Origin of the sequence: Deinococcus sp. (assembly GCF_025362455.1) — a bacterium.
GTDB lineage: Bacteria > Deinococcota > Deinococci > Deinococcales > Deinococcaceae > Deinococcus.
In genome coordinates this window covers 1-23,096 of sequence record NZ_JANYGJ010000135.1, presented here as the reverse complement: position 1 = coordinate 23,096, position 23,096 = coordinate 1, and the positions used below count along the sequence as shown (strand labels likewise).

The following is a 23,096-nucleotide window of genomic DNA, read 5'->3' as shown; positions in this document are numbered from 1 at the left end:
AGCCAGTGAAGTGATGAGCAGCCTCTGATGAATGACGTGTTCAAGGCGCTGGCCGACCCCACCCGCCGCGAGATTCTGCGCGAGCTGCGCGGCGGTCAGCGTTCGGCGGGCGAACTGGCCGAGCTGTTTCCCCTGACCAAGAGCACCCTCAGCGGCCACTTTGCCGTGCTCAGGGCCGCCGATCTGGTGCAGACCGAGAAACGCGGCACCACCGTTCTCTACCGTCTGAACACCACCGTCTTTCAGGACGTGCTGACCAATCTGCTGGGCCTCTTCGGCGAACCTGAGGCGGCCCCAGACCCGAAGGAGGCCAGACCGTGACCGACCAGAATGCTTTGAAAAAAGAATGGCCGACGCTGCTGACGCTCACGCTCAACCTGGCGCTGATCGTCTGGACCTGGTACCGCCTGCCCGAACGCGTGCCGGTCCACTGGAATATCCACAATGAAATCGATCGTTACGGCGGGCGCTTTGAGGCGTTGGCCATGCTGCCGCTGCTGCTGCTGGCGGTGTCACTACCGCTGCTAGCAATCCAGCGAACGATGCCAGCTAATGCCGGAGTCATCCGCGTCGTGCGGCTGGCGCTGGCGCTGCTGGGCGTGATCTTTACCACCCAGTACGCCTTCGACTGGGGAGCGCTCAAGGTCGTCATGGTCGGCGTTGGTGTGTTCTTCGCGCTGCTCGGCAACGTCATGGGCAAGGTGCAGCCGAGTCCCTGGGTGGGTTTCCGGACCCGCTGGACCTTCCTGAGCAAACGGGCCTGGCACCGTAGCCAGCGCCGCAGCGGTCTGTTTCTGGTCTGTTTTGGCCTGCTCAGCAGCCTGGTCGGCCTGGTTCTTCCGGAAGCCTGGCTGTTTCCGTGGGTCATGCCGCTGACCTTTATGGTGGTCCTGTTCGGCGGCGTCGGCTGGCTCAACCACCTGTCGTATCTGGATTACAAGCAAGACCCGCACCCTGAGCCGATCAGCAGCGCCCAGGGTTGAGGCATAAAAAAACGCGGCCCTTATCGCAAAGGCCGCGTCCAACTCGGTATTCTCAGATCGCCAGCCCCTCCGCGTGGCTGCTGACCAGTCTCCCAGCCAGTTCCTCGTGGTTATGGTCGCCGAAATCGCCCTGCACCACGCGCCCGGCGGGCAGCTCGATGCGGCTTTCGTTGGACTCGTACAGGTCCACCCAGCCCACGTCGTCCAGCGCTTTTTTCCAGGCGCCGATGCTCTCGTTGCGGTAGATCTGGTAGGCCGCCATGCCGACTTCCGGCCCGCCACGGGCGATGACGCTCTCGACCCAGGCCCACTTGGCCGAGACATTGCGCAGCTCGGCGGTGGTCCGCAGCTCCTTCTGGATGCGCTTGAGGCGGTTTTCGATGACCTTGACGCCCGCAAACGAGTCCTGAAAGTGCGGCGTGTGGCGCTTGGGCACGAAGGGGCTGATGCCCAGCGCGATCCGGTTGACCTTGGCCAGATCCTTGGTGAACGAGATCAACTCGGAGATGTCTTCGTCGTTCTCCGGCCCCAGCCCGATCATCATGTAGACCTTGAGGCCCTTGAAACCCAGGTCGCGGCTGATCTGCGCGGTCTTGAGCAGGTCTTCGGTGGTGATGCCCTTCTTGAGCCAACGCCGCAGCCGCTCGGAGGGCGCGTCGCTGGCCACCGTGAAGGTCCGCAGCCCGCCCGCCTTGAGAATCTCGGCCAGCTCGGTGTCCACCGTGTCGGCGCGAATGCTGCTGACGCCCAGCTTGACGCCGCGCTCGGTCAGCGTCCGGCCCACATATTTGGTGTGCGGAAAGTCGCTCAGCGCCGCGCCCACCAGCCCGACCTTGGTGGCCCAGTCGGGAATGTGTTCCAGCAGTTCGTCGCCGCCGTTGTTGCGATTGGGGCCGTACATGGTCCGCGCCAGGCAGAAGGTGCAGGGACGTGGGCAACCGCGCTGCGCCTCGATCAGAAACATGTTGCTCAGCTCGCTGTTCGGCGTCACGATCTGTGAGTAGGCGGGCAGCAGTTCCTTGGGCGCGGTGGCCCAGCCGGGCTCGACGGAGTGCCGGGCGGGCAAGAAGATGCCAGGCGAACCGTCCACCAGGTCGTAGAAGTCCTCGCGGCTCTCGGCCACGCGCAGGGCCTCGCCGATCAGCGGCACGATCTGCTCGCCGTCGCCGATCACGATCAAATCGGCGAAGGGCGTCAGCGGATACGGGTTGGAACTGGTCAGCGGCCCGCCGATCATCACGATGGGGTCCTCGTCGCTTCTCTCGGAGCGCAGCGGGTGCATCCCCGAAATCTCCAGCGTCCGGATGATGTTGGTCAGGTCCAGCTCGAAGCTGACGCTCATGGCGAACAGGGCGCAGTCGCCCGCGTCGCGCCCGGTTTCCACGGTGGGCAGGCGCTGATTCTGCTTCTCGAACTGCTCCACGTCGTCGGGCAGGAAGGCCCGTTCGCAGGCCACGCCCTCCTCGTTGTTGAACATCCGGTAGATGACCTGATAGCCCAGGCTGGCCATGCCCACCGAGTATTTATTGGGAAAGCACAGCGTGACGCGGATGGGCGCCTGCTTGAAGATGGTGCCGATCTCGGCGTCCAGCAGCGGTTTGATCTGATCGCGCCAGTAGCTCATGAGGCGGCCTGGATGGTGTTAGTTTGGGCAGTGCAGTGTACAACTCGTCTCAAAACGCCTCCGGGTGGGGCCGCGCCGGGACAGTGACCAGCATCCGCGCCGCAGCTTGTTATCTTACCTGGCCTGTGCGGGTGAGAGTGGGGGACAGGGCACGGAGGCAGGGGAGGTGGGCAGGGCGTCCACAACGTATCAGGAGCCAGAGGTCTCTCGGTACACCGCATGGGGACGGCGTTCTCGTTGACCACCGCCTACAACAGCCCACCGACGTATTTTCCCCTGGGCCTCCCCACCCCTCCTTCCAGTTTCCCGCCCCCAAACCCGCTACCATCGAGGGTATGACCAAAAGTATCATCGACTTTCAGGACTCGCGGGGCCGCATCACCGGCTGGCCGAGTGACCGCCGCCGCGCCCACCAACTCGCTATCCTGAGTTACCTGTCTGCCCAGCTCGAAGGTGGCAAGCGCTACAGCGAGGCCGAACTGGACCGCTTTCTGGGCGAAAAGACCGTGATGGACGACCTGGGCCTGCTGCGCCGCGAACTGGTGGACGGCGATTACCTGATGACCGACGGCGAGGGGTACTGGAAAGCCGGTAGCCGCCCGACCGGCGAGGTCCAGAGCGTGCCCGACGTGACGATGGAACCGGTCCGGAAGAACCGAGACGTGGGTCAGAAAAAATAGTGGCCCGCGTCCTGACCACCTACGTCTGCGGGTCGTGCGGCTACCAGGCGTCCAAGCCGCTGGGACGCTGCCCGGAGTGCCAGGCCTGGAACAGCTTCGAGGAGCAGGCCCCTGCGCCCACCGGTACGGGTAAAAAGGCCCAGAGCGGCTACGGCGGCGTGTCGGGCGGCAAACTCACCGGCCTCTCCAGCGTCGGGCGGCGCGAGGAACCCAGATTATCCAGCGGCCTGATCGAACTCGACCGGGTGCTGGGCGGCGGCCTGGTGGCGGGCGGCGTGACCCTGATGGGCGGCGAGCCGGGCATCGGCAAGTCCACGCTGCTGCTTCAGGTGGCTGACCGGATGTGCCTGGCGGGCCACACCGTCCTGTACGTGGCGGGCGAGGAATCGCTGGAGCAGATTCGCCTGCGGGCCGACCGGCTGGGCGTCGTGGGCGATATTCAGCTTACCCGCGACACCCGCGCCGAGCACATCGCCGCGCTGATGCACGAGCACAGGCCCGCGCTGTGCATCGTCGACAGCATCCAGACCGTCCAGATCGACGGCGACGGCGCTTCGGGCGGCGTGGCCCAGGTGCGCGAGGCGACCAGTTTGCTGACCCGCGCCGCCAAGGAATCCGGCTGCGCCACCGTGCTGGTCGGCCACGTCACCAAGGACGGGACGGTGGCCGGGCCGAAGGTGATGGAGCATATCGTGGACACCACCGTCTTTTTAGAAACGGTGGGGCAGTACCGGCTCCTGCGTTCGGTCAAAAACCGCTTCGGGCAGGCCGGTGAACTGGGCGTCTTCGAGATGCGCGGCGAGGGCCTCATCGCCGTGGACAACCCCTCTGCCGCCTTTCTGGCCGAGCGCCCCGTCGGCGTGCCTGGCAGCGTGGTCGCTGCCACCTTAGACGGCCACCGCCCGATGCTGCTGGAAGTGCAGGCGCTGGCGGCCCGCACGCCCTACCCGAATCCGCGCCGGGTGGTCGTCGGCCTCGATCCGCGCCGGGTGGATGTGGTGCTGGCCGTGCTGGAGCGCCGCCTTGACCTGAATCTGGGCGGGCTGGACATCTACGTCAACCTGGCGGGCGGCCTCAAGGTCATGGACCCCGGACTCGACCTGGCCGTGGCGCTGGCGGTGTACTCGGCGGTGGTCGGCAAGGCGCTGCCGGGCGACGTGGCGGTCTTCGGGGAAGTCGGGCTGGCCGGTGAGGTCCGGGCCGTGACCGGTCAGGCCCGCCGCGCCGAGGAGGCCCGCCGCAGCGGCTACCCCCGACTGGTGGTGCCGCCGGGGCTCTCTGAGGGCCGGGGCCAGGACGGCGGAGTCGTGAGTGTAGAAGCGGCGCTGGGTGTGGTCTGGCAGAGTGCCGGGGCACGCGGCGGCGTGTAGACTGGACGCTCAATGCCCGCTGTCCGTGTTCTGACGCTGCTCCTGGGACTGCTGCTCGGCTGGACTGTAAGCCGCTGGTTGCCGCCCGCCTCCTCGCCGGGCGCCCAGCTCATCAATACCCTCTCGCTGATGCTGGCCGGACTGCTGGTCACGCTGTTGATCGTCTCGCGCGTCGAGCGCCGCTACACGGGCCTGGCCGAGCGGGCGGCGGCCCGGTACGCCCGCATCTCGCCGCGCACCGTCACGGCGGCGACCTTCGGTTTCGTCATCGCGCTGTTGGTCAGCGTGCTGCTGGGCAACCTGCTGGGCAACGTGCCGGTGTATCAGTGGTGGTGGAATATCGTGATTACGGCGGTGCTGGCGGCCTTTTTCGTCACCTTTGCGGTGCGCAACGCCGAGGCCTTCGCCGGATTCGGGCCGGGGCCGCGCAAGAAGATGGGCGGCAAACTCATCGACAGCAACATCATCATCGACGGGCGGATCGTGGACCTGGCGCGGGCGGGCTTTCTCGACGGCGAACTGGTGGTGCCCAGCTTCATTCTGCGCGAACTGCAACTGCTGGCCGATCACGGCGACCCCCAGCGCCGCATCCGGGGCAAGCGCGGCCTGAACGTCCTCGAGGAGTTGCGCCAGGTCACGGCGCTGCGCATCGAGGACTGGGACACCACCGAGCTGAGCACCGTGGACGACAAACTGGTGAGGCTGGCCCGCGAGACCGGCTCCAAACTGATGACCAACGACACCAACCTCAGCAAGATCGCCAAGCTGCACGGCCTGACGGTGCTGAGCTTAAACGAGGCGGCGGTGGCGCTGCGCCCCCAGCTCCAGCCGGGCGACATTCTCACGGTCACCGTCAGCAAGGGCGGACAGCAGGCCGGGCAGGGCGTGGCCTACCTCGAAGACGGCACCATGATCGTCGTCGAGGACGGCCAGAAGCTCAAGGGAAGGGTGGCGCGGGTGGTGGTGGTCAACAACGTCCAGACCAACGTGGGCCGCATGATCTTCGCCAAGCCCGACCGCGACGAGGAGCTGGCCAACGGCTGAAGCCGGGCCAACCATACGCCGCCGCGAAACCGGCTTCAGCCCACGCTCAGCGCAGCTTCTCTGAACGGCAGGGCCGACTGGCTGAGACGGCTAAGCCGTGACCTTAAGGCCATCTTCAACTTCTATTGTCCGGCTGTTCGTCTACAAGCATTCATGACTTCTTTAACTGACTGCCCGGCTTGCGCCAGAACGCCGGGCAGCTTATGCGATATACCCCCGACTCATGAAGGTAAGGACGCCGACCGTTGGCCATACGAGAGGAAACGTGCAAAAAACTCCATAGTCTTCTGAGAAGTTTTCGAGAAGAACGTGAGGTGTGAAGTCTTTTGCCCAGAACTTACCTGCCCAGAAATCACCTGTACAGGAGCGGCCCGTGTCCAGGGTGTCCGTTCTCGCGCCACTCCTCTCCGGGTTGCTGCTGGCCGCCTGTAGCCAGAGCGCCGCGCCCACTGTTCAGGCGTATCACCCGGCCTACCTGGCGCAGGTGTCCACCGCTGAACAGACCTCTCAGAGCCTGGCCGCCCAGTACGGCGCCCAGGTCATGAGCTTCGACGCGGCGACGGGCCTGGCCCTGCTGGGCTTCGACCATGATCCGGCCAGCCAGAGCCAGAACGCCCAGAGCCAGAAATCTCAGAGCCAGAAATCTCAGACGCTCAGTGCCCAGACGCTCAAATCCATGAAGATCGAGCGCAACGTCCACTCCTACCTATCGAGCGGGCGCTCGACCGTGTGGGCTACCGGCAGGGCCGCATCGAGGCGCTGGCACTCGACGGCCTGGGGCGCCTGAGCATGCAGGGCGGGCAGCCAGCGGCGGCGGCGGTGGCCTACCGTCAGGCCGTGCGGATCACGGCGCAGATCGGCGACCTCGAAGGCCAGCTCGACGCCCGGATGCATCTGGGTGAGGTGCTCGAACAGCTCGGTGAGGTCGCCCAGGCCACGCAGGAACTCGGCGGCGCCCTGGTGCTGGCGCAGACGGTAGGCCGCCCCAAGGCCGAGGTCGATCTCCACCGCTCGCTGTATCAGTTGCACAAACGCGGCGGTGACAGCCTTCAGGCCCTGGACCATTTCGAGCAGCTCTACCACAAGGAGCGCGAACTGCTCGGCGCCGACGCCTCGGAGCAGGTCAGCGCCATGACCAGCCGTTTCAATCTGGAACGCGCCCAACACGAGGCCGGGCTGATTCACCTGCGGCTGCTGGCCGCCGAGGACGCCCGCCGCGAGGCCGAGGCCCAGGTGCAGGAGCGCACCCGCAGCCTGGAACTCGCCCAGCTTGAGGTGGTGACCCGCCTGGCGGTGGTCGCCGAGTTTCGGGACGACACCACCGGCCAGCACACCTGGCGCGTCGTGCAGTACAGCGCCGCGATTGCCCGGCGCCTGGGTTATGCACAGGCAGAAACCGAGCTGCTCAGCGCGGCGGCGCGGCTGCACGACGTGGGCAAGATCGGCATTTCCGACACCATCTTGCTCAAGCCGGGCAAGCTGACGCCGGAAGAATACGGGCGCATGCAGGGCCACGCCGAGATCGGGGCGCGGATGCTCTCCGGCGGCAGCAGCCACCTGCTGAGGCTAGCCGAGCAGATCGCCTACTCACACCATGAGCGCTGGGACGGCAAGGGGTATCCCCGGCGCCTGTCGGGTGAGGCCATTCCGCTCGCCGCCCGCATCGTGGCGGTGGCCGACGTCTTCGACGCCCTGACCCACCTGCGCCCCTACAAGGCCGCCTGGAGCGTGCCCGACGCCCTGGCCGAACTCGCCGCCCAGTCCGGCATCCAGTTCGACCCGCAGGTGATCGAGGTCGCGCTGGAGGTGCTCAGCAGCGTGACCCTCGTCGCCCAGTCTACCGGGGAGGGGCGTCAGGAGAGCGCCTAGCCTGCGAAAACGCGAAAACGTTCAAAGCGCCGCCGGGCCGCTCACCTGGGCAAGCTCACAGGGCAGCCCACCATCTCCCTTACAACTCGATCGGCACCGCAACGCCCAGCTCGGCCAGTACGGTGCGGATCGCCTGGGCGTCCATGCCCGACAGTGCATGCACCCGCTCGACGGTGGCGTGTTCCTGAAACTCGTCGGGCACGCCCAGCACGCGCACCGGGGTGCTCAGGCCCAGGGCGCTGAGGGCTTCGAGAATGGCGGCGCCGAAGCCCCCCACCACCGTGTTGTCCTCCACGGTAACCAGGGCGCGGGCACTGAGCGCGACCTCGCGCAGCATGGCGCCGTCGAGCGGCTTGACGAAGCGGGCGTTGACGAGGCCCACGCCGGGCACGTCGCGCAGCGCCGCTTCGGCGTATTCGAGCGCCTTGCCCGCCGCCAGCACCACCACCTCGCCGCCGGGCTTGAGGCGCTCCCAACTGCCCCAGGCCAGCTCCGGCCAGGTGCCGACTTCGGCGCGGGGCGTGTTGCCGCGTGGGTAGCGGATCGCCACCGGCCCGCCGCGTTCCAGCGCCCCTTTGAGCATGCCGCGCAGCTCGGCGGCGTCTCTGGGCAGCCCGATGCTGAGGCCGGGAATGCTGCGCAGAAACGACAGATCGAACACGCCGTTGTGGGTGGCGCCGTCGGCGCCGACCACCCCGGCCCGGTCGATGGCGAAGATGACCGGCAGGTGCTCGATGGCCACGTCGTGCAGCACCTGGTCGTAGGCGCGTTGCAGGAAGGTGGAGTAGATGGCGACCACCGGGCGCAGGCCCTGAAGGCTCATCCCCGCCGCCGCCGTGACCGCCACCTCCTCGGCGATGCCCACGTCCAGATAGCGGCTGGGATGGACCTTGCTGTACTCGACCAGGCCGGAGCCCTCGCGCATGGCCGGGGTAATCACGAACAGCCGCTGGTCGAGCCGGGCCAGCTCGGTCACGGCGTCGCCGAAGGCGTTGCTCCACGAGTAGCTGCTCTTGGCGGCGGCGAACTCGTGCGTCACGGGGTCGAACTGGGCCGGGCCGTGCCACTTGATCGGGTCGGCCTCGGCGAAGTCCAGGCCCTTGCCCTTGCGGGTGGCGACGTGCAGGATGGTCGGGCCTTCGAGGTCGAGCAGGCGTTCCATCAGCCAGGCCATCTCGATGACGTCGTGGCCGTCGACCGGTCCGACGTAGCGCAGGCCCATCGCCGCAAACGGGTTGATGCTGGCCGGGTCGAAGAAGTGCCGGGTGCTGCTCTTGACCCGGCTGAGCATGTCGGCCAGCGGCTTGGAAAATGAACTCAGCGCCTTTTTGCTGGCGCCCTCGCCCTCCTGAAACCACTTCTGGACTTGCAGCCCGCGCATGAAGCGGCTCATGGCCCCGACGTTCTCGGAAATGCTCATCTCGTTGTCGTTGAGCACCACGAGCATGTTCGGCTGCTTGTCGCCGATGGTGTTGAGCGCCGCCAGGGCCATGCCGCCGGTCAGGGCGCCGTCACCGATCACGGCGGCGACTTTGTAGCTTTGCCCCAGCGCGTCGCGGGCCAGCGCCGTGCCCAGCGCACTGGCCAGCGAGGTGCTGGCGTGGCCCACCGTGCTGACGTCGTGCGGCGACTCGGAAACGCGGGTAAAGCCCGACAGGCCGCCTTCCTTCTTGATGGTGCTCATCTGGCCGCGCCGCCCGGTCAGAATCTTGTGGGCATACGCCTGGTGCCCCACATCGAACAGAATCTTGTCGTGGGGCGAGTTCAGCACGTAATGCAGGGCCACGATCAGGTCGGTGGCGCCCAGCGAGGAGGCCAGGTGCAGTCCGCCCACGCTGCACACCCGCACGATCTCGTCGCGGATCTCACGGGCCAGTTGGGGAAGCTGCTCGACGCTGAGGGTCTTGAGTTCCTCAGGCGAAGACACCCGGTCCAGCAGCGGGCTGAGGCTGCTGCCGGAGCGCACCAGCGGCGCGGGCGGCAGCCGCGTCGGCGGCGTTCCGAGTAAAGCGGCTGGACGCTGGACGCTCTGAAGACTTTTTCTCCTGTCGTTCACGGTAACCCTCCCTGGCGCTGCTCGTACGGATTCCGACTCTGCTCCGTACACTCCGCAAACCCGCGCTGCACGTACTCCACGCCGCGAAATCCGTATCCTGCTTCCTTCTGCCGTCAAGTCGGATTGAATCCCAAAACCGCCGGGATTCAATCGGAATCTTCATCAGTTGCTCTTGAAATTGCGGCTGCTCAGCAGCAGGGCCTCGGCGGTGCGCACGTCGCCGACGAAGGGCGCGAACCAGATGGTTTCGGAGGCCGGAAACACGCCGCCGAGCGTATCGGTGACCTGGCGGTTGACCACCCAGACCTTGAACGCCTGATCTCGCACCGTGACCTGGCGCTGCTCCAGCACGTTGTACAGGTAAGTCACGCTGCCCGACTGATCGACGCGGGCGTCGTCCGAGCGCAGCCGGGCGGTGGTGGTGCCGGTCCAGGTCAGGCCGACTTTCCAGTCGTTGCTGGCGGGCCACTCGTTCCAGGGCGGGGTCAGGGTCACGGTCAGGCCGGGTTTGCGAAAGCCCAACAATTTCTGGCCGCTGCTGTCGATCTGTCGGTACCAGGTCTGCTGGGCGCCGCGTCCGGTGAGTTCAAAGGCCGACACCTGGGCGCTGCCAAACAGCGTCGGCCCCAGTGCCTTGAGGGTATACAGCGGGCCGCCGCTCTCGCCTTCGGGCAGGTAGGTCCAGTTCAGGCCGGTTTCTTTCGGGTAAAACGACACGCTGCTGACGGCGGTCTGGCCGCTGATCGGCGCGGCGGTCACCGTCTGGCGCGGCGTGCAGGCTGCCAGCAGCAGCGCAGGGGCGAGAAGCAGAGGGAAGCGGATCATGCTGCCTAGCATACCGGGACGGCGGGCAGAAATTTGTCTGTGTTGTTGTGGTTTTAGGGGGTATTTGGTTCAAGCGGGGCGGCGGGAGCGGTCTGGGTGAGCAAGGTGGGCGTCAAATAGCCCCTGTGTTGACGACTGCTGACATGAAATCCGGTTGACATTGCGCCCGCTTTGACCCTGCACCTCAACCGCCTAGCAACTCCGCGCTCAACGGGGGCCAGTCGCTGCTCTGATCGGCCATCTCGGCCCAGTTTTCCTTGCCGCTCCACTGCTCGATACCCAGCGAATAGACGCTGGTGCGCTCCAGTTGCTCGTCACTGATCGGCTGCATCTCGGCGCCGGGCCGCAGCGCCGGAAACACGTGAGCGCACAGGGCGTAAAGCGCCTCCCGCGCCGCCTCGCCCTCCAGAATCCTCAGCGTGCCGAAGGCGACGACGCTGCGGTACTGCACGCCCAGTTCGAGCGGATCGTTGCTGGGCAGAAAACGGCCTATTTCGCTGGCCTCGAAGGTGGCCCTCTCCCGGTGCTCGGCGTTGGCCCGCAGCCGCCCGGCCCGGTTGGAATGGTAGATGATGTCGTGCGCCTCTGGCCGGTAGACGAAGCTGGTGGGGTTGATGAACGGTGTGAGCGTGCCGGTACCGTCCGGGCCGTCCTCGCTGGACCAGACGGTGGCGATCCGGCAGAGGGTCAGCCTGGCCAGCAGGGCGTGAATCCATTCGTCGTCACGGCGGTTCATCGGGCGGCGGCTGCGGGCGGGGCTGCGGGTCAACGGATCGTAGTAGCCGCTCACGCCCGCGCCCCGCTGACATCCAGTACCTTGCCGAAATGGTGGCTGGTGATGTCCAGGCCGAACTTGAGGTACTGCCGGTGCGCCGCGTATCGCTGCACGCCCGAATCGAGTTCTACGCTGGCGCACCCCAGCCGCCGCGCCTCGGCCCAGGCCAGCAGGGCGCGGGCGTGACCCTGACCCCTTGCAAGCGGCAAGGTCACCAGATCGTCGGTGTAGAGCTGGCGGCCCCGGTAGAGCGTGGTCATGACCCGGAAGCCGAGGGCGGCAGCGGCCTGCGTATCTTCACCGTCTGGACCGTCCTCGAAGCTGCCCATCAGTCGGTAGCCGTCTGGGTGCGCCTCGACCCAGGCTTGCAAGGCTGCCGGGCTGGTCATCGCCGGAGAGTGGGGCCGCAATTCGAGGAGGGCCGCGTGAGCCAAAGCCACGTCCGGGCCGGTGAGTTCGCGGACGGTCGGTGTGGACATGAACTCAGCATAGTTCAGAAACGTCGGTGGAGTCCTCGGCTCAAGGTGCTCAGCGGGCCTGCGCGTCTGGCTGATCCCGGCGCATCTTCTACTCACTCTCCACCCTCCCCACATCCCGCCTGCGCCCCGAACCTGCCATCATCACCTATGGCTTCTCCTCGCAGCGCGAATGTCGTCGGTAGCGGTCCCAACGGCCTGGCGGCGGCCATTGTGCTCGCCCAGGCGGGGCTGCGCGTGCGGCTGTGGGAAGGCCAGGGCACCCTCGGCGGCGGCCTGCGCAGCGGCGAGCTGACCCTGCCAGGCTTTATTCACGACCTGGGCAGCGCGGTGCATCCGCTGGCAATCAGCAGTCCCTTTTTCTGCACCCTGCCGCTGCACGCTTTCGGGCTGCGCTGGATACAGCCGGAGTTGCCGCTGGCGCATCCGCTGGACCATGACTCGGCCCTGCTGTTTCGCAGCCTCGATGAGACCGCCGATCACCTCGGCCCGGACGGTCCCCTCTACCGCCGCCTGATGGAGCCGCTGGTAGAGCACTGGGACGACCTGATGAGCGAGTTTCTCAGGCCGCTGCTGCATGTCCCAGAGCACCCGCTGCTGCTGGCGCGGTTTGGAATCCGGGCGCTGCCACCGGTTACGCTGCTGGCCCGAATGTTCAAGACAAAGCGGGCACGCGCCCTGCTGGGCGGGCTGGCGGCCCACAGCGTCCTGCCGCTGACCTCGCCGGGCACGACCGCCTTCGCGCTGATGCTGGGCGGCGCCGGGCACGCTCGCGGCTGGCCCTTCCCCCAGGGCGGCGCCCAGGCCCTGACCGACGCGCTGGTCGGCTATTTCCGGTTCCTGGGCGGGGAAGTGACGCTGAATACCCCCGTTCAACATCTGCGTGAGTTGCCGCCCGCCGACTTGACCCTGCTCGACGTGGGGCCGCCCGCGCTGCTGGAACTGGCGCAGGGCCGGTTGCCGGAGTCGTATGTTCAGCGCCTGCGCCGATTCCGCTACGGCCCCGGCTCCTTCAAAGTCGACTACGCCCTGAGCGCCCCGCTGCCCTGGACGGACCCGCAAGTAGGCCGCGCCGGAACCGTCCACCTGGGCGGCGACCTGGCCAGCCTGACCCGCGCCGAGGCTGCGCCGCACCGGGGCCGACTGAGTGGGGCGCCGTATGTGCTGCTGGCCCAGCAGAGCCTGGCCGATCCCAGCCGGGCGCCTGCCGGGGGGCACACCGTCTGGGCCTACAGCCACGTGCCCAACGCCACTCAGCAGGACGCCCTGCCGCAGCTCGAAGCCCAGATCGAGCGCTCCGCCCCCGGTTTCCAGTCACTGGTGCTGGGCCGCACGGTCAGTAGCCCGGCCACCTTGCAGGCGTCGAACTCGAATCTGGTCGGCGGCGATGTGGGCGGCGGCGCCAACAGCCTGTGGCAACTGCTGGCCCGCCCGGTGCTGAGCGCCCAGCCGTACCGCACGCCGGTTGGGGGGGTGTATCTGTGCAGCGCCAGCACCCCACCCGGCGGCGGCGTTCACGGCATGGCCGGGTACTGGGCGGCGCAGTTGGCGCTCCGTGAGTTCAGGTAGAGAGTCTGCCGAAACGCAGGTCTGCTCGGAGCAGAAGCGCTCGTCGTGTAACAGCGAGATCCTTCACTGCGTTCAGGATGACGAATACTTCAGTCCAGCGCCGGTAACTGCCTGATCTGACGCCGCAACGCGCTCAGGTCCAGCGTGCTCGTCAGCAGGTCCATGTATACCTCGTCGAAGCGCTCCTGGCCGAGCCGCACGGCCTCGCGGCGGCGCCCGATCTCGCGGAAGCCGACCTTTTCGTAGGCCCGGATGGCCCGAACGTTGAAACCGAAGACCTTGAGCATGATGTTGTGCAGCCCCAGGTGAAAGGCGCCGTACTGACAGATCAGGCGAACGGCCTCCGAGCCGTAGCCGCCGCCCCAGATTTCGGGTTCGTAGAGGGCGATGCCGAGTTCGGCGGTGCCGGTTCGGTAATCGATTCCGCGCAGGTCCACGCCGCCGATCAGGGTTTCGCCGAAGTCGTAGATACCGAACAGCATGCCGTCGGCAGGATTCTTGAGGTTCTTGTCCAGCCACTCGGCCTGCTCGGCTTCGCTGGCGGTCCATCCGCGACCACCGATATAGGTCGTCAGCTCCAGATTGGCAAACGGCCTGATGATCTGCGGCAGGTTCTCGCGGCGCAGGCGGGCCAGGTGGACGTTCTCTCCGGTCATGACAGGGTGCAGGGGCATGAATCAGCATAGACGGCCATCGGGCGCGGGCCTATCGTCCAGATGACCTATCAATCGTCTAAAGCAGTCCGGTGCGCACACTCCTGGCGCGGCGGTAGAGTTGCGCGGGGCGGCCCACACCGCTGCGGCGCTCACCGCTGGGCGTCAGGATGCCCTGGGCCAGCAGGCGTTTACGGAAATTGCGCTTGTCGAGCGAGCGGTTGAGAATCGCCTCGTGCACATTCTGCAACTCTGGCAGCGTGAAGGTTTCGGGCAGAAAGTCGAGCGCCAGATTGGCGTATTCGAGCCGCAGTTGCAGCCGCTTGATGGCCCGGCCCAGAATCAGGGCGTGGTCGAAGGCCAGCGGCGGCGGCTGGTGGGCCGGGAACCAGTCGGCGTGCAGGGTGCTCGCCCCGGCCATGACAGGCACCGTGCCGTGCGGCAAGACCGCCAGGTGCGCCACGCTGACGATGCGCCCACGCGGGTCGCGCCCGATGGCGCCGAAGGTAAAAAACTGCTCCAGGTGGCGCGGTTCGAGTTCGATGCTGGTTTCGTCGCGCAGCTCGCGCAGGGCGGCCTCGTGCAGCTCCTCGCCCACGAGAACGAAGCCGCCGGGCAAAGCCCAGGTCTGGGCGTGCGGCACCCTTCCGCGCAGGGTCAGCAGGGAGCGCAGCACGCCCTCGTGGATGGTGAAGGCGGCGACGTCCACCGCCAGTCCGACCTGGGTGGCCTGGGGCGGCAGTTTCAGCACCACACGGCTCCGGCACCCGCGAAATCAGGGCGCGTGAGCGGAGCGGCGTGGATAAGTGTATGCATGACACCTTCACTCTAAACGCCTGGGGCTCAGCCGTCAAACCCTGAGCCGGAAACCGGGCCGCGCAGGTAACGAGGCAGGTGACGAGTCGGCCAGTCGGCGCCGTCTGTACTGGATGAGTGTGCTGAATGTCTGGGCTGGATAGGTGGGCTGGATGAGTGTGAGGTGCCCGCACGAGTCGCCGGGTGAGTCTGGCGGCGTTCAGGCCGCTTGGAGAGCTTGCCGAACCCGGTGAGAGCCACCCTGAAAGCGGCGTCACCATGAGCACAGTGAAGGGGCCACCGAATAGAACCCTTCACCACGATCAGTGCGGTGACTGTCAATCCGGTGAATGTCGCAATACGGTAACTGTCGATTTTTGCCGAGCCGCCCGCTGCTGAGCGTTCGGATTCACCACGACACATCCTCCGGCCCCGGATTTGACGCCGTACATCCAGCTCGGCTTGACCATCAAGCCTGCACGCCATCAAGCCTGCGCACCACCAAGCCTGCGCGCCACTTACGTCAGCGGCTCGATCACGTCCGGGTCTTCGACGCTCATGGGTTCGTCGAGTTCAGGGAGCGGCTTGGGCTCGGCCTGCTCGATCCGGCCCGGCAGGTGCGGCGACTGAGGCAGGGTGACCGGCAGCGGCCCAGGCATCAGCGCCAGGCCCATCAGGCCGCTGCCGGTCGTCAGGTCGGCAGGCCCCAGCGTCGAGGAGCCGATGTCGCCCAGCGTGCTCGGCGGCAGGTTCAGCGAGCCCAGGCGCGGGAGCCGCCCTGCCGCCGGGCCGCGCTCGTAGCCCTGGGCAGCCCCATACACCGGGGCAGGTCCGGGCGCCGGAGGCTGTTCGGGCTGGGGCAATGGTGTGGGTGGCCGTGTGGGCAGCGGTAGTTTTGACGGAGGCAGTGTGGACAGTGGCCGTTGAGACAGGGGGAGGTGAGACAGGGGCAGTGTGGACAGTGGCCGTGTGAACAGTGGCAGGGCGGGCGGCTCAGACCGGGCGCGCTCAGCTTTCGGTAACTGCGGCAGCTCGGCAAGTGGCAGCGGAGATAGGCTGGCCGGAGCGCTCGGTGGCCTGGCGGATTTGGGCTCTGTGGTGGGTCCGGGTTTCGGCACAGGTTGTGCCCCGGCTGTTTTACCTTTGGATTTTGTGACACCGCCCGCGCTGACCGGCTGCTTCCGGGCCGGTTTCTGGATCTCGCCGCGAGGCCGACTCTGAGCCCGGACGGCTGCCTGGCTGGCCTGAACCTGCGCCCGCTCGGCCAGGCTGACCATCACGTGGGCACGCAGCACTTCGGCCACGCTCCAGGCCTGAAAGGGGCAGCCGCCCGGCGTGAGGCTGCCTGCGCTGGCCACCTCGCTGACCGAACCCAGCCCCGCTTCCCAGAGGTGCCCCACCAGGCCGCTCAGGGCGGCGCGGGCTTCCGAGACCTGGCCCTGCTGCACACTCAGCTCGCTGTAAGCGCCGATCAGCCAGGGCCAGACGGTGCCCTGGTGGTAGGCGGCGTCACGGGTCAGGCGGTGGCCGCCGTAGTCGGGGCGGTAGTCGGGGTCGCTGGGCGCCAGGGTGCGCAGCCCCAGCGGCGTCAGCAGGTCGCGGGCTGCCACGCTGAGCGCCGCGCCGACCTGGCCGGGGCTGGCCGGGGTGTCCGGCAGCGCCAGGGCGATGAGGGCGTTGGGGCGAATCTGCGAATTGGGCGGCGCGGTGTGCGGCCCCTGCCGGTACAGGCTGCTTTCCGGGCGGCTGCTTTGTGAATAGTTTTGTGAATGGTCGGGCGCCAGCAGGTCGTGGAGGTAGTTGGTGGCCGGGTTCCAGAACTGCCCGAACGACTGCCGGGCGGAGTGCAGCACGCCGGAGAACTCGCTTTCCTCGCCCGCCAGGTGGCTGAGCCGCAGTTCGGCGCCCAGGGCCGCGAGCCACAGCGCCTGAATTTCCACCGGTTTGCCGTGCCGGGGCGTGAGCACCCAGTCGTGAATCTTGGTGTCCATCCAGGTGAGCTGGGTGCCCGCCTGACCCGCACTCAGCAGGCCGTCGGCGTTGTCCATGCCGATGCCGTGGGCCGTGCCGCGTGCGTACTCGCCCAGAATGCCCCGCACCGCGCCCAGGGCCATCCGGGTCAGCGCCGGGTTGCCGCTGGCCTCGACCAGTTTTTCCAGCGTGGTGGCCAGCCACAGCGAGCCGTCCACGGTGTTATAACTCGCACCTGTGCCGTCTGCGCCGGTTGCGTCATCGCTGAAGTTATTGGCAATCAGGCCGCCGCGCAGCGAGTTCAGGAAGGTGTCGAGCACGCCCAGGCCCTCTTCCAGTCTGCCGGTCAGCAGGGTCAGGCCGCGCAGGGCGATCATGCTGTCGCGGCCCCAGTCGGCGAACCAGGGGTATCCGGCGATCACGCTGGGGCTCTGGGTGCTCTGGCGACGCACCAAAAAGGCGTCGGCGGCCACGCTGAGGGTGGCGACCACCTCGTCGCGCACGCCGGAGGCCGCGTAAGCCCTGCTGACCAGTTCGGCGCGGCGCTCAGCCTCCTGGTCGTAGGCGGCCCAGGGGTCTTCGATGTGCGTCTCCAGGCCCTCGATCACCAGCGCGACGCGGTTGAGGCCCGGCAGCAACTCGATGGACCACAGATCGGCCCGCGTGGCCCGGTCCGTATCGGCTTCACCGCGCTGCGCCTCGAAGCGGTAGTGCAGTCGCTGCGGCTGCGCTCTGATGCTCAGTGGCGTAATCTCAGCCCCGGTATCCGCACGCAGATACAGCCTGGTCTGATGCGCCTTGCCCCTGACATGCACGGTGTTGCCCGCACGCTCAAAAGTCAGCTCGGCGGGGTTGCGCTGCACCTCGTGCATGTCGCGGTCCACGAACAGACCGCCCAGCGTCAGGCTCGCCTCGTCGCCGATGCGCAGATGCGGCGCCTCGATGTCGTACAAGAGCACCAGGGCGCCGGAATGCCGGGGCATCACGCTGCGCCGCCGAATCCGCAGGCCCAACACCTGTTGTTCGCGCTCCGGCAGCAGGTCACACAACCTTACGCCGCACAGCACGCTCAGGCCCTGGCCCTCGGTGGTGCCGGGCGCGACCTCGAAGGCGTGCAGCTCGCACATCTGCTCACCGACGCGCAGGGTTTCGAGCGCCGAGACGAACATCACGCGCCGCTCACCCGGCGGGCGGTGGGCCACGCTCAGGCCGCTGTAGCGGCGGGTCGGCACCCCGGCGGGGCTGCACAGCGCAAAGCCGCCGAGCCCGTCGGTGAGCAGCACCTCACGCGAGAGGTCACGGGCCGCCTCTGGTCCGAGCCGGTGAACATGCGGCGCACTGGAGTTTGGCGCACTGGAGTTTGGCATAGCTGCCTTCCAGCATACCGCCGGGTCGTGTGAGGGATGGGCAGATGGGTGGGAAGTGGGGGTGGGCAACGTCAGCACGTTGGCTCTGCCAGCCCAAAGAAATCCCTCCGTCCGCTTCGCAGCCAACTTTACTCAAAAGGGAGCCGAAAGACCTGTGGGGGTGCTTTCGGCTTCCCTTTGGACCGCGCCGCTCAGTCCCCTTTGATCGCGCCGCCCAGCAGGAGAGGGGGTTCCCGCGCAGTGGGTGGGGGCAGTGGGTGGGGATCGTACTTCGGCAGCCATTGCCTTCCTGCGCCGCGCCCACTGCCTCGGCTCGCTGGCTGGCCTTCCAGGCAGGCCGCGTGCCATATGCCCGCGAAAGGAGAGCACGCACCCCTGTTGCCACGCAGCCTGCGTGCTAAAATACTCCGTCTATCCCTGACTCAGCCGATGTTTCGCGCCGAGTGTTCAGGGGACAGCCGCCCCGCCCTCACGGGAGACGTGAGCCAGGCAGGGCGCGGCGGAGGTGATGATTTATAGCGAAAGATCATAAAGTCAACGACCAGATCCGGGTTCGCCAGATCCGCCTGATCGGCGGTGCCGGGGAGCAGATCGGCATCATCGACACCAGGGAGGCCATGACCATGGCCCGCGAGCAGAACCTCGATCTGGTGATGGTGAGTCCGCAAGCCGTGCCGCCCGTCTGCAAGTTACTCGACTATGGTCGTTTCCGCTTCGAGCAGCAGCAAAACGAGAAGGATACCCGCAAGCGGGCACGTTCTCAGGACGTCAAGGCCATCAAGTTCCGCGTCAAGATCGACGCCAACGACTTCAAAACCAAGACCAACCACGTCAAGCGCTTTCTGGAAGAGGGCCACAAGGTCAAGGTCACCATCATGTTCCGTGGCCGTGAGCGGACCCATCCGGAACTCGGTGAGCGCATTCTGGTGCGCGTGGCCGACACGCTCTCAGAGGTCGGGCAGCCCGAAAGCCCGCCCAACATGATGGGCATGGACATGAACATGATCATGATTCCCAAAGTGCCCAGGAAGCCCGGCGGTGATGTTCACGCCAGCGAGGGCGACACGCCTGAGCTGAGTATGTCTGAACTGGGCGGCGACGCTCAGAATCAGGTGACGGCTGTGGACGCCCCGGCTGTTGCCCCGGAGCCCACCGCGCCGGAAGCGGCCACCGCCTAGACGGTTTCCATTTCACCCACCCGGAGCCCGGCCTGTTGGTCGCGGCTCTTTTTTCGTGCCCTGCCCATCCGGTGTTGCGCAGGCTTTGTGGCCCCGGCTTCTCTGCGCGGCAAAAAGTCCTTTAGAATCCAAAGCATGACTCAGACCTCTACCCCCATCACCATGTACACCACCAGTTGGTGCTCCGACTGCAAGGCCGTCAAGCGGGCGCTGGACAGCAAAGGCATCGCCTACACCGAAATCAACATCGAGGAAGTCGAGGACGCCGCCGAGATCGTCATGCGCGTCAACGGCGGCAAGCGCAGCGTGCCCACCCTGGTTCACGGCGACGTGGCCCAGAGCCTCAGCGGGTTTTCAATCGTCAAGATGAACGAGTTTCTGAACAAGGCCGGGCTGGCGTAAGCGTAGCGAGCGAACGGGTGCAGGCTGGCCCGTCCGTTTCGTGTGGGCCTGAATACCTACCTGGCCGTTCCCGCAAAGTACTGCCTGGCTTTTTTCACCGCGTCCAGGCCAACCTGCTGACCCAGTCTGCGGCCCACCAGATCGTCGCTTTCCAGGTGAATACCGCCCCAGATGCGCGACTGTCCGGCCTGGTCGGCGGCGTCATTGTAGGTGGCCCACTGGAGCCGCACGGCACCGACGTTGCTGGCGGCGTCGGTTTTGACGAAGCCGGGCGCGGCCACGACCTCTCGCAGCCCACCGGGAAAGAAGGCCGAGCCGCTCAGGTCGCTCAGCACCTCGGCGGCGGCGCGGCTGAAGGTCGAGTGGCCCGATACGAAGGCCGGGAAGGCCGGTGAAACGAAATCAGAGCGCTGGTACGGCGTCCACTGCGAAGCGTCTTGCCACTGCACGCCGGAGCCGGAGCGCCAGCTTTTGACCCTGAGCGTGCCGCCCTGCACCTCGACCAGCCCCGGCTCCAGACTCAGGCCCGCCATATCTTGCGCCGCCAGGTAGCGCACCAGCGAGATTGGGCGGGCGGTGTCGGTCTGGCGCTTGATCTCCCAGGCGGTGATGGCCGCGTCGTGCAGGGCGCCGTTGAGCGTCAGGTACAGCTTGACGTCCCATTCCAGGGCACTCAGTTCAGGCCCGCTGCCGCCCAGACGGCGTTCGAATGATGGGTCGTCGGTGACGCCGTTGGCCAGCACGTTCCAGTGGCCCGGCGGCGTCTCGGAGCGCGGTCCGTCGGCCCAGTACTCGGCGATGACGCGCCCGAAATCAGCCAGTCTGACCACGTTGGCGGCGTAGGGCTGCCCGGTTTTGGGATTGATCGGGTGGCCGCTGCCGTCGTTGGTGCCCAGCGGGTTGTTGCCCAGTTTGCCCGGAGAGAGGTCGATGGTGGCCGCCGAGGTGGTGTCCAGATCGGCCTGGTGGCGCAGCAGATCCGGAATCCAGCGCGAGCGCATCAGCGGACTGCTCAGGCTGGGCGCCGGACCCGGATCGTGGTAGAAGCGGCCCTGGCGGGTCATGGCGAAGGGCCTGACATTGCCCCAGTTGGCACCCACGAACGGCTGGGGCGTGTTGGGCGCCTGGGCGATGCCGTTCTGGGTAAACGGCGTCGAGAGTTGCAGCGGCTGCCAGTGATCCGGGCTGGCCGGAGGTTTGTAACCCTCGATCAGCACCAGCGGCTCATTCTGGCGCTGATAGCCGCTGGTATCGGCGTACTTGTTGGCCTCGTTGGCGCCGTCGGCGTTGCCCGCGTCCAGCACGGCCTGCCCGATCCGGTTGCCCAGCGCGGCGGGCGAGTCGCCCAGCGCGGCGGTACTGGCCGGATCGTAGCCCGCGTGCCTGAGCCGGATGGCAAAGCAGTCGGCCAGGCCGGGCACCAGCCCCTTGTAGCGCGCACTCAGCACCCGCCGCGCCGCGAAGGCCAGCGTTTCGTTCAGTTGTGCCGGGCTCAGGACGTGCTTCTCGGTGAAATACACGCCCTGCGCCGCGCTGTCGCCGACCGCCCAGGCGTCGTACATGGCCGCCGAGAGGTGATACAGCGTCCGGGCATGCTGGGTCGGCTGCGGCAAGACGTTGCGGACGGCGTTCAGCGCCAGCTCGTCCCAGATGCGGGCCTCGGAGTGCGCCGGGTCTTCGATGGTGCGCCAGTCTTGCGTGCTGAGGTTGCAGATGGTGAAGGGTTGAGGCGTCGGTGGGGTCGGCCCAGGGCAGCCCGTCAGGGTCAGCATCAGCGCCGAGCCCAGGGCCGCGAACTTACCGACAGGGGAAACTCCGGCGCCAGCCCTGAACCCGATCTTCATGAGCTGATCTTAACCGAAATGACACTTCGGGTCGCTCTATTCAGGCTTAATCACGCCCGGCTCAGGTCGCGGCCTGCACCCGTTTGCCGCCCACCGTTTCCGGCACGTTGCGGACCAGAATCACACCCAGAATGAAGCACAGCGCCGCGACGCCGAAGACCAGCGTGTAGCCCAGGTTACCGCCCTGTCTGTTGCCCCAGTCGAGCAGGGCGCCCTGCGGCGTCTCGAAGAGTTGCGGCCCCACGAAGGCGACGTGCCAGATGCCCATGTCGCGGGCGTAGTTGCGTTGACTCGGCATGGCGTCCGAGCCCAGCGCCCAGTCCACGCTGGTAAAGGCCCCGAAGCCCAGTCCGAAAAAGAAAGCCACCCCCAGCGCCGCGTAGAAGCTCGGCGCGATCAGCAGCGCCAGCGCCATCACCGCCATCAGGCTGCCCGCCACGTAGATCACCGGCTTGCGCCCGATCCGGTCACTGACCCTGCCGCCGATGAGCGTGGTGCAGACCGAGGCGAGAATGATGGTCAGCAGCAGAATACTGGTCGCCAGGCCGGGGTCTTTTTGCGCCAGCACGTCCTTGGTGTAGTAGTTCAGAAACGGCTGCACGCTGTACTGACCCAGCGCGAACAGGGCGCGGGTGATAAAGACCCACAGGAACGGCTGGTGGGCGAAGAGTTGCCGCAGTTGCGCCAGGTCCAGGCCATAGTGTCTGTTCTCCGTCACCACCGGCCTGATGGTCGTTTCCGGCACGCCGCGCAGCGTCACCACGGCGCTGGTGGTCAGGATCACGGCGATCAGCACGAAGCTGACGAGGCCCGGCAATTTCAGCAGCCCCACCACCAGCGCCGCCACGCCGCCCAGCAGTTGGCCCAGCCCCTGAAGCATCCCCATCACGCCGCTGTAGCGTCCGCGCTGCCCTACGGGCACCAGTTCCGGCACCAGGGCGCTGTAGGGCGCGGTGGCGTAGTTGTTGCCGAACTGCACCAGCAGCAGCCCCAGCACGTAGACCCAGTAGCCGCCCATGCCACTGAGGGCCGTGGCCGCCAGCGCCATGACCGCCAGTCCGGCCAGGTTGACGCCCAGCCCCAGGCGCATCAGCGGCAGCCGCTTGCCGATACGGTCAGAATAACTGCCGACAATCGGCGGCAACACCAGGCCCACCACCGCGATGATGCCGCCTGCCAGGCCCAGATAAGTGCCCTTGCTGGCCTCACCTACGAAGGTCAATATGTTGGCGGGCATCAGAATCAGCAGTACCACCAGCCACATGAACGAGGTGCCGAACCAGAAGGCCGAGAGGGTCCAGGGGCTCGGCGGCGCCAGAGGCTGCGCACCGTTCGGCGCAAGTGAAGAGGTCATGAATCCAGTATGCCGCGCCGGGGTACGCAAATGGGTCAGGCCGGTGGGTCAGGCAGATAGGGTCAGCCGCCCCGGCGTTCACCATAATCATAGTCTGCCTATGGTATGCTGGGTCATGGTTCAAGCTTACCGTTCGCTGCGGAGTCGGCCCCTGGAGAGCGTGCTGCTCATCTTGACCATCATGTTCGGGGTGGCGCTGAGCGGCCTGGTGCTGACGGCGGCCTGGCCGGGGCTGGGGAGCACCTCCAGCACGGCGCCGGG

At 66.9% G+C, this 23,096-nt stretch carries 20 protein-coding genes; 10 read left to right on the top strand and 10 right to left on the bottom strand.

Features of this window, described 5'->3' with window-relative positions; genetic code table 11:
• Positions 1–27: 27 nt before the first annotated feature.
• Both Q0R23_RS10605 and Q0R23_RS10600 read left to right on the top strand, forming a co-directional pair.
• Complete coding sequence (locus Q0R23_RS10605; RefSeq protein ID WP_293912857.1) at positions 28–321, top strand: autorepressor SdpR family transcription factor; 294 nt, start codon at positions 28–30, stop codon at positions 319–321.
• Entirely contained in the window at positions 318–983 is a 666-nt protein-coding gene (locus Q0R23_RS10600) for a DUF1648 domain-containing protein (RefSeq protein WP_293912856.1), read from the top strand. The genes Q0R23_RS10605 and Q0R23_RS10600 overlap by 4 nt, the downstream gene beginning before the upstream one ends.
• Positions 984–1,035: 52 nt before the next feature.
• Here Q0R23_RS10600 and Q0R23_RS10595 read toward each other — a convergent pair whose 3' ends face one another.
• Complete coding sequence (locus Q0R23_RS10595) at positions 1,036–2,607, bottom strand: radical SAM protein (RefSeq protein WP_293912855.1); 1,572 nt, start codon at positions 2,605–2,607, stop codon at positions 1,036–1,038.
• Between the two features lie 335 nt (positions 2,608–2,942).
• Between Q0R23_RS10595 and Q0R23_RS10590 the strand changes: the two genes are divergently transcribed.
• The 5 genes from Q0R23_RS10590 to Q0R23_RS10570 all read left to right on the top strand — a co-directional run bounded on the left by Q0R23_RS10590 (position 2,943) and on the right by Q0R23_RS10570 (position 7,570).
• Complete coding sequence (locus tag Q0R23_RS10590; protein ID WP_293912854.1) at positions 2,943–3,287, top strand: DUF2087 domain-containing protein; 345 nt, start codon at positions 2,943–2,945, stop codon at positions 3,285–3,287.
• Positions 3,287–4,657, top strand: coding sequence for a DNA repair protein RadA (radA, locus tag Q0R23_RS10585; RefSeq protein ID WP_293912853.1), 1,371 nt, complete (start codon positions 3,287–3,289; stop codon positions 4,655–4,657). The genes Q0R23_RS10590 and radA overlap by 1 nt, the downstream gene beginning before the upstream one ends.
• A 12-nt stretch (positions 4,658–4,669) precedes the next feature.
• A complete protein-coding gene (locus tag Q0R23_RS10580; RefSeq protein ID WP_293912851.1) occupies positions 4,670–5,701 on the top strand; it encodes a PIN domain-containing protein in 1,032 nt (343 codons plus the stop codon).
• A gap of 373 nt (positions 5,702–6,074) precedes the next feature.
• Entirely contained in the window at positions 6,075–6,488 is a 414-nt protein-coding gene (locus Q0R23_RS10575) for a hypothetical protein (RefSeq protein ID WP_293912849.1), read from the top strand.
• Complete coding sequence (locus Q0R23_RS10570; RefSeq protein WP_293912847.1) at positions 6,431–7,570, top strand: HD domain-containing phosphohydrolase; 1,140 nt, start codon at positions 6,431–6,433, stop codon at positions 7,568–7,570. Before Q0R23_RS10575 ends, Q0R23_RS10570 begins: the two co-directional genes overlap by 58 nt.
• 79 nt (positions 7,571–7,649) lie before the next feature.
• Here the strand turns inward: Q0R23_RS10570 and dxs are convergent, their stop codons facing one another.
• From dxs to Q0R23_RS10550, 4 genes are all read right to left on the bottom strand, one after another.
• Complete coding sequence (gene dxs / locus Q0R23_RS10565) at positions 7,650–9,536, bottom strand: 1-deoxy-D-xylulose-5-phosphate synthase (protein WP_293912860.1); 1,887 nt, start codon at positions 9,534–9,536, stop codon at positions 7,650–7,652.
• A 252-nt stretch (positions 9,537–9,788) separates the two neighbouring features.
• Positions 9,789–10,451: a hypothetical protein gene (locus tag Q0R23_RS10560; RefSeq protein ID WP_293912845.1), complete on the bottom strand. Its 663-nt coding sequence runs from the start codon at positions 10,449–10,451 to the stop codon at positions 9,789–9,791.
• 184 nt (positions 10,452–10,635) lie between these two features.
• A complete protein-coding gene (locus Q0R23_RS10555) occupies positions 10,636–11,241 on the bottom strand; it encodes a pyridoxamine 5'-phosphate oxidase family protein (RefSeq protein WP_293912843.1) in 606 nt (201 codons plus the stop codon).
• The gene (locus tag Q0R23_RS10550) at positions 11,238–11,705 is read right to left on the bottom strand and encodes a GNAT family N-acetyltransferase (RefSeq protein WP_293912841.1); all 468 of its coding nucleotides are present in this window, start codon (positions 11,703–11,705) and stop codon (positions 11,238–11,240) included. Before Q0R23_RS10550 ends, Q0R23_RS10555 begins: the two co-directional genes overlap by 4 nt.
• A 147-nt stretch (positions 11,706–11,852) precedes the next feature.
• Here Q0R23_RS10550 and Q0R23_RS10545 point away from each other — a divergent pair, with 147 nt between their 5' ends.
• The gene (locus Q0R23_RS10545; protein WP_293912839.1) at positions 11,853–13,271 is read left to right on the top strand and encodes an NAD(P)/FAD-dependent oxidoreductase; all 1,419 of its coding nucleotides are present in this window, start codon (positions 11,853–11,855) and stop codon (positions 13,269–13,271) included.
• 89 nt (positions 13,272–13,360) lie between these two features.
• Here Q0R23_RS10545 and Q0R23_RS10540 read toward each other — a convergent pair whose 3' ends face one another.
• The 3 genes from Q0R23_RS10540 to Q0R23_RS10530 all read right to left on the bottom strand — a co-directional run bounded on the left by Q0R23_RS10540 (position 13,361) and on the right by Q0R23_RS10530 (position 18,057).
• Entirely contained in the window at positions 13,361–13,945 is a 585-nt protein-coding gene (locus Q0R23_RS10540) for a GNAT family protein (protein ID WP_293912837.1), read from the bottom strand.
• A gap of 58 nt (positions 13,946–14,003) precedes the next feature.
• Positions 14,004–14,675, bottom strand: a complete 672-nt coding sequence (locus Q0R23_RS10535; protein ID WP_293912835.1) for an NUDIX domain-containing protein — start codon at positions 14,673–14,675, stop codon at positions 14,004–14,006.
• Between the two features lie 562 nt (positions 14,676–15,237).
• The gene (locus Q0R23_RS10530) at positions 15,238–18,057 is read right to left on the bottom strand and encodes an amylo-alpha-1,6-glucosidase (RefSeq protein ID WP_293912833.1); all 2,820 of its coding nucleotides are present in this window, start codon (positions 18,055–18,057) and stop codon (positions 15,238–15,240) included.
• Between the two features lie 515 nt (positions 18,058–18,572).
• Here Q0R23_RS10530 and infC point away from each other — a divergent pair.
• Both infC and Q0R23_RS10520 read left to right on the top strand, forming a co-directional pair.
• Positions 18,573–19,235, top strand: a complete 663-nt coding sequence (gene infC / locus Q0R23_RS10525; RefSeq protein WP_293912858.1) for a translation initiation factor IF-3 — start codon at positions 18,573–18,575, stop codon at positions 19,233–19,235.
• A 135-nt stretch (positions 19,236–19,370) separates the two neighbouring features.
• Positions 19,371–19,637: a glutaredoxin family protein gene (locus tag Q0R23_RS10520; protein WP_293912831.1), complete on the top strand. Its 267-nt coding sequence runs from the start codon at positions 19,371–19,373 to the stop codon at positions 19,635–19,637.
• Positions 19,638–19,693: 56 nt separating this feature from the next.
• Here Q0R23_RS10520 and Q0R23_RS10515 read toward each other — a convergent pair whose 3' ends face one another.
• Both Q0R23_RS10515 and Q0R23_RS10510 read right to left on the bottom strand, forming a co-directional pair.
• Complete coding sequence (locus Q0R23_RS10515; protein WP_293912829.1) at positions 19,694–21,481, bottom strand: vanadium-dependent haloperoxidase; 1,788 nt, start codon at positions 21,479–21,481, stop codon at positions 19,694–19,696.
• A gap of 61 nt (positions 21,482–21,542) precedes the next feature.
• Positions 21,543–22,835 (bottom strand): MFS transporter, encoded by a 1,293-nt coding sequence (locus Q0R23_RS10510; RefSeq protein ID WP_293912827.1) that lies wholly within the window; start codon positions 22,833–22,835, stop codon positions 21,543–21,545.
• Between the last annotated feature and the right edge of the window lie 261 nt (positions 22,836–23,096).